4 protein-coding genes and 1 pseudogene are annotated in these 5,712 nt (G+C 67.7%); all 5 read right to left on the bottom strand.

All coding sequences use genetic code 11. The features are described from left to right. Nucleotides 1-1,350, bottom strand: a pseudogene (locus tag VFA16_RS15475) (ribonuclease E/G); the annotation flags it as partial. Nucleotides 1,351-1,644: 294 nt separating this feature from the next. Beyond that, nucleotides 1,645-2,076, bottom strand: a complete 432-nt coding sequence (gene ndk, locus VFA16_RS15470; protein WP_324968671.1) for a nucleoside-diphosphate kinase — start codon at nt 2,074-2,076, stop codon at nt 1,645-1,647. Between the two features lie 99 nt (nt 2,077-2,175). After that, on the bottom strand, nt 2,176-2,589 hold the full coding sequence (locus VFA16_RS15465; RefSeq protein ID WP_324968670.1) for a DUF4233 domain-containing protein: 414 nt from the start codon (nt 2,587-2,589) through the stop codon (nt 2,176-2,178). Then, entirely contained in the window at nt 2,586-4,004 is a 1,419-nt protein-coding gene (gene folC / locus VFA16_RS15460; RefSeq protein WP_324968669.1) for a bifunctional tetrahydrofolate synthase/dihydrofolate synthase, read from the bottom strand. The genes VFA16_RS15465 and folC overlap by 4 nt, the downstream gene beginning before the upstream one ends. Continuing rightward, nucleotides 4,001-5,712, bottom strand: a 1,712-nt coding sequence (locus VFA16_RS15455) for a class I tRNA ligase family protein (protein ID WP_324968668.1), incomplete at its 5' end; no start/stop codon positions are given. The genes VFA16_RS15455 and folC, both read right to left, overlap by 4 nt.

Below are 5,712 nucleotides of genomic sequence, written 5' to 3'. Positions count from 1 at the left end.
CTTGCGGCTGATCCCCGTCGACGACGCGCCGGGAACGTAAACCAGGTAGCGGCCGGCCAGCGATACCTGGGTGGTCAGACGTGCGCCTTTGTGCCCGACCGGATCCTTGCTGACCTGAACGACGACGTAGTCGCCGGGTTTGAGGGCCTGCTCGATCTTGCGGTTGGCCCCGCCCAAACCGGCGGCCTCCCAGTTCACTTCACCGGCGTAGAGGACGCCGTTGCGGCCGCGCCCGATGTCGACGAACGCCGCCTCCATGGATGGCAGCACGTTCTGCACGATGCCCAGGTAGATGTTGCCGACCAGAGAAGCAGAAGCGGCGGAGGTCACGAAGTGCTCGACGACGATGCCGTCCTCGAGCACCGCGATCTGGGTGTAGCGGGCGCCTGGGTGCGGCGGCTCGGTGCGGACCTTGTCGCGCACAACCATCACCCGCTCGACCGCCTCACGCCGGGCGAGGAACTCGGCTTCGCTGAGCACCGGCGGGCGGCGGCGTCCCGCATCGCGGCCGTCGCGCCGGCGCTGACGCTTCGCCTCGAGCCGGGTGGAGCCGTCGATGCCCTGGATTTCGGCGGTCGCCGGGTCGTTGTCGTCGCTGTCGGCCTTGTCAGCTGAGCGCGGCGGCCGCTCATGGACCACGGTGTTGGGCGGGTCGTCGGGGGCCGGGCCGTTGTCATTGTCGTCGCCGGAACCGGACTTGCGGCGACGCCGGCGGCGGCGGCGCCGGCTGCTCACCTCTTGTGAGTCGTCGCCGGCGTCGCCGTCGTCGGAGTCGCTGCTGTCGCTGGCGTCAGTGTCGGTGTCGGCGGAGTCGGCTTGTTCGGCATCGCCGTCGCCTTGGCCGCGGTTGTCGCTTCCCGGCTCGCCGCGACCGCGGCCGCGGCCACGACGGCCGCGGCGCCGCCGCCGGCCGGCCGGACGCTCGGCCTGCTCGTCGTCGACGTCGGCATCGTCGGCGTCCTCGAAATCATCCGAGTCATCGGCATCGTCTGCCACGTCCTGTTCGACCTGGACCGGTTGGGGCGCGACGAACAGCGGCATGTACTCCGGGCGCTCAACCGTCGTCTCCAGCATCAGCCGGGATTCGGGCTCGTCGGCCTCTACTGGCTCGGGCTCGTCGGGCTCGCCCGGCGCCGCAGCCAGCAGGTCGCGCACCCGGACCGCATCGACACGGTCCACCGTGGAGTGTGCGCTGCGGACCCGCCCGTCGAGTTCGCTGAGCGCATCGAGCACCCGCTTGCTGCTGGTTCCCAGCGCGCGCGCCAGCGAGTGGACCCTTAGCTTGTCCGGCAGGTCCTCATGCTGTGTCGGATTTCCTGATACGTCTGAAGGTGGGGCACCGTCTACCACGTAGTCTCCTCGAGCCCCCGGGCGCGTCATGACGACGCGGCCACGCGAGGGCTTCACTATGTGCCCGGGTCACTTCTCCCGAGCTTGTAATGGTCTCGCGCCGAGCGGCCCGCGTAGAACCAACTCGGCGCCCGGCTGAATGATGGCTGGACAGTGGGCGCCGCACCGCACGCAACGGTGGTCGCGCTTGTCTAGGTCTTCATTCGGGCGTCCGTCAACGTTCCTGAGTCGGTCCGGCGACGTTCACCCGATATCAGTATCCCACACGGTCGCGCCCAGGCCGACCATGCTCGGCTAGCTTCCGGCGGGGAACCACAGCTCGATCTCACGGCGGGCAGAATCCACTGAATCCGAGCCGTGCACGAGATTGAACTGTGTTTCGAGGCCAAAGTCACCGCGGATCGTCCCGGGTGCCGCACTGGCCACCGGGTCGGTGGCACCGGCGATCTGCCGCACCGCCGCCACGGCTCGCGGCCCCTCCACGATTGCTGCCACCACTGCTCCAGAGGTGATGAACTCCAGCAACGAAGCAAAGAACGCTTTGCCTTCATGCTCGGCATAGTGCTGGCGGGCCAGCTCGTCGCTGACGTTTCGCAGCTGCAGCGCCGCGATGGTGAGGCCCTTGCGCTCGATGCGGCTGATGATCTCGCCGACCAGCCGCCTCTCGACGGCGTCGGGTTTGATCAACAGGAGGGTCTGCTCTGCATCGTCGCCGGCTGAGGTCATCAGCGCCGCTCCTCCTCATCGCTTCGCTCTGCATCGTCGCCGGCGCGTGTCACGGCGCACAAGCGTACCCAACCGGCAACCCTCGACTGGCCCGCCGGATCAGTCCGGCGGCTGCTGCTGCCCGGGTAACAGGCCCCGCTGTTGCCGCCACCGCACCTCGGCGCGCAGATAGGCGATCAACACCCACACCAGCGTGAAGAGCACACCGATAAACCCGATCCCCGGGTACACCGCGAACCCGGCAATCACCGCCGTCTGCAGTGCCAGGTCCACCCAGATGGCCCAGGGCCGGCCCTGCAGTCCCGCGAGCAAGAGGAGAACTGCGGCCAACCCGATCAAATATGTAAGCGATGCCGCAGTCAGTCCGCCGCCGACGGCGCCGACTACCGGTAGTGCCAGCAACACCACTACCGCTTCCAAGATCAGCGTGCCGGCCATCACGCCGCGAAAGCTCTTCCACGGATCAGGTGGCGCTGGCCGCGGATCGCCGCCGCGCTCCGGTTCGTAGGTCATTCCGGGTCACGACCAAACAAACTGCGCGCGGCGCCCGCGGTGACCACGGAGCCGGTGATGACGATGCCAGTGCCGGACGCGTCCGCATCGATGGCGGCGTCGTCGACCAGCGCGGTCGCGGTGTCGACGGCGTCGCGCAGGTTCTCCGCGGTGACGACACGCTCCGGTCCGAAACGCTGCTCGGCCGCCAACGCCAGCGACTGGACATCAAGCGCCCGCGGCGACCCGTTGTGTGTCACGACGATCCGGTCGAGCACCGGCTCCAGCGCGGCGAGGATGCCGCCGACATCCTTGTCGGCCAGCACGCTGACCACGCCGACCAAGAACCGGAAGTCGAACTCGTCGGCCAATGCCCGGGCAAGCGCCGCCGCCCCGGCGGGATTGTGCGCAGCGTCGATGAACACCGTCGGCGCGCTGCGCATGCGCTCTAGCCGGCCCGGGCTGGTGACCTCGGCGAACCCGGCACGGACCGCGTCGACGTCGAGCTGGCGCTGCGCGCCGGCGCCGAAGAACGCCTCGACCGCCGCCAGCGCCACGGCCGCGTTGTGCGCTTGGTGGTCGCCGTGCAGCGGCAGATAGATGTCGGAGTAGACGCCGCCGAGGCCCCGCAGCTGCAGCAGCTGACCGCCGACGGCGACCCGGCGGTCCAGCACCGCGAATTCGGAGTCTTCTCGCGCCACTTGGGCATCGGCCCGCACGGCTTGCGCCAACAGCACCTCCATCACCTCCGGGACCTGGCGGGCGATCACCGCGACTGTGTCCACCGGACCTTCGGCTTTAGTGATGATGCCCGCCTTTTCAGCGGCGATGCCGGCGATGTCCTCGCCGAGATAGTCGACGTGGTCGATGCTGATCGGAGTGATGACGGCCACCGGCGCATTGACGACGTTGGTGGCGTCCCACCGCCCGCCGAGACCGACCTCCACCACCGCGACGTCGACCGGCGCGTCGGCGAACGCGGCGAACGCCATCGCGGTGAGCACTTCGAACTTGCTCATCGGCGGGCCACCGGCCGACTCCGATTGCTGGTCGATCATCTGGACGTAGGGCTCGATATCGCGATACGTCGAGACGTACTGGGCCGGGCTGATCGGTGTGCCGTCGATCGCGATGCGCTCGACCGCCGACTGCAGGTGCGGGCTGGTGGTTCGGCCGGTGCGCCGGTGCAGCGCTCTCAGCAGCGCATCCACCATCCGCGCCACCGACGTTTTGCCGTTGGTGCCCGCGATATGGATCGACGGATAGCCGCGCTGCGGCGAGCCGAGCACATCCATCAGCGCGCTGATCCGAGTCAGGCTCGGCTCGATGCGGGTTTCGGGCCAGCGCTGGTCGAGCAGGTGCTCGACCTGCAACAGCGACGCGATCTCGTCGGGGGTGGGATCCGGCAAGTGCCGCCCAAGCGGCTCGGAGGTCATTGCAGCCCAGCCAGCCTGGCCGCAATCCGCTCGGTTTCGTCGCGGGCCACCTGCTGGCGGTCACGGATCTTGTCGACGACGGCAGGCGGTGCTTTGGCCAGGAAGTCCTGGTTGGCCAGTTTGGCCGTCGTCGACTCCAGTTCCTTTTGCGCTGCGGCCAAATCTTTTTCCAGCCGGCGGCGTTCAGCGGCGACGTCGATTGTGCCGGAGGTGTCGAGTTCGACGACGACGGTGCCGCCGCTGAGCCGCACCTCCAGCGACACCGAGGCATCGAAGTCCGGCCCGGGCGATGTCAGCCACGCCAGCGACGTCACCGCCGGCACTTGGGTGGTCAGATCGGCGTCGTCGATACCCGACAGGCGGGCGGGCACTTTCTGCCGGTCGCCCAGTCCCTGGTCGCTGCGGAACCGCCGCACCTCGGTCACCAGCTTTTGCATGTCGATGATGCGCTGCGCGGCAACAGAATCCAATGTGATCCCGGACGGCTGCGGCCAGTCGGCAATCACCAACGACTCGTCACCGGTGAGCGTCGTCCACAGCGCCTCGGTGAGAAACGGGATCACCGGATGCAGCAGCCGCAGCAGGGTGTCGAGTACGGCGGCCAGCACGGCGGTGGTATGAGTGAGGCCATCGGCAAGCTGGGTCTTGGCCAGTTCGACGTACCAGTCGCAGAACTCGTCCCAGGTGAAGTGATAGAGAGCTTCGCAGGCGCGGCTGAACTCGTAGCCGTCGAAAGCCGAATCAACTTCGGCCCGAACCTGTTCCAGTCGTCCCAGAATCCATCGATCGGCATCGGTCAAGTCGGCGAGGTCGGGCAGCGGCGCTAAGCGCGCACCGTTGAGCACAGCGAAGCGGGTGGCGTTGAACAACTTGGTGCCGAAGTTTCGTGATGCCCGCACGTGGTCTTCGCCGATGGTCAGGTCACCGCCCGGGCTTGCGCCGCGGGCAAGCGCGAACCGCAACGCGTCGGCCCCGAACTTGTCCAGCCAGTCCAACGGATCGACGACGTTGCCCTTGGACTTGCTCATCTTCCGGCCGAACTCGTCGCGGATCAGCCCGTGCAAGAACACGTTGGTGAACGGCACTTGCGGTCCACGCCGGCCGTCGAGGGTGATGGTGTCGTCGCCGCCGATGAACGTGCCGAACATCATCATCCGCGCCACCCAGAAGAACAGGATGTCGTAGCCGGTGACCAAAACGCTTGTCGGATAGAACTTCTCCAGCTCGGGCGTGCGCTCGGGCCAACCCATCGTCGAAAACGGCCACAGCGCAGACGAAAACCAGGTGTCCAGCACGTCGGGGTCTTGTTCCCAGCCCTCGGGTGGAGTTTCATCCGGGCCCACGCAGATCTTTTCGCCGTTGGGCCCGTACCAGATCGGGATACGGTGGCCCCACCACAGCTGACGCGAGATGCACCAGTCGTGCATGTCGTCGACCCAGCCGAACCAGCGGGGTTCCATGCTGGCCGGATGGATCACGGTTTGGCCGTTGCGGACAGCGTCGCCGGCCGCCTTGGCCAGCGATTCCACCCGCACCCACCACTGCAGTGACAGCCGCGGCTCGATCGGCTCGCCGCTGCGCTCGGAATGCCCAACGCTGTGCAGATACGGGCGCTTCTCGTCGACGATGCGGCCCTGCGCGGCAAGCGCTTCCCGGACTGCGACACGGGCCTCGAACCGGTCCATGCCGTCGAATTGCGTTCCGGTGC

Source organism: Mycobacterium sp. (assembly GCF_035653355.1).
Lineage (GTDB): Bacteria > Actinomycetota > Actinomycetes > Mycobacteriales > Mycobacteriaceae > Mycobacterium.
This window is presented reverse-complemented; position numbering and strand designations above follow the sequence as displayed.

What these genes read in the sequence shown, in the direction of transcription:
- folC (WP_324968669.1), bottom strand. Translation starts at nt 4,004, where the DNA reads ATGACCTCCGAGCCGCTTGGGCGGCACTTGCCGGATCCCACCCCCGAC.
- ndk (WP_324968671.1), bottom strand. Translation starts at nt 2,076, where the DNA reads ATGACCTCAGCCGGCGACGATGCAGAGCAGACCCTCCTGTTGATCAAA.
- VFA16_RS15465 (WP_324968670.1), bottom strand. Translation starts at nt 2,589, where the DNA reads ATGACCTACGAACCGGAGCGCGGCGGCGATCCGCGGCCAGCGCCACCT.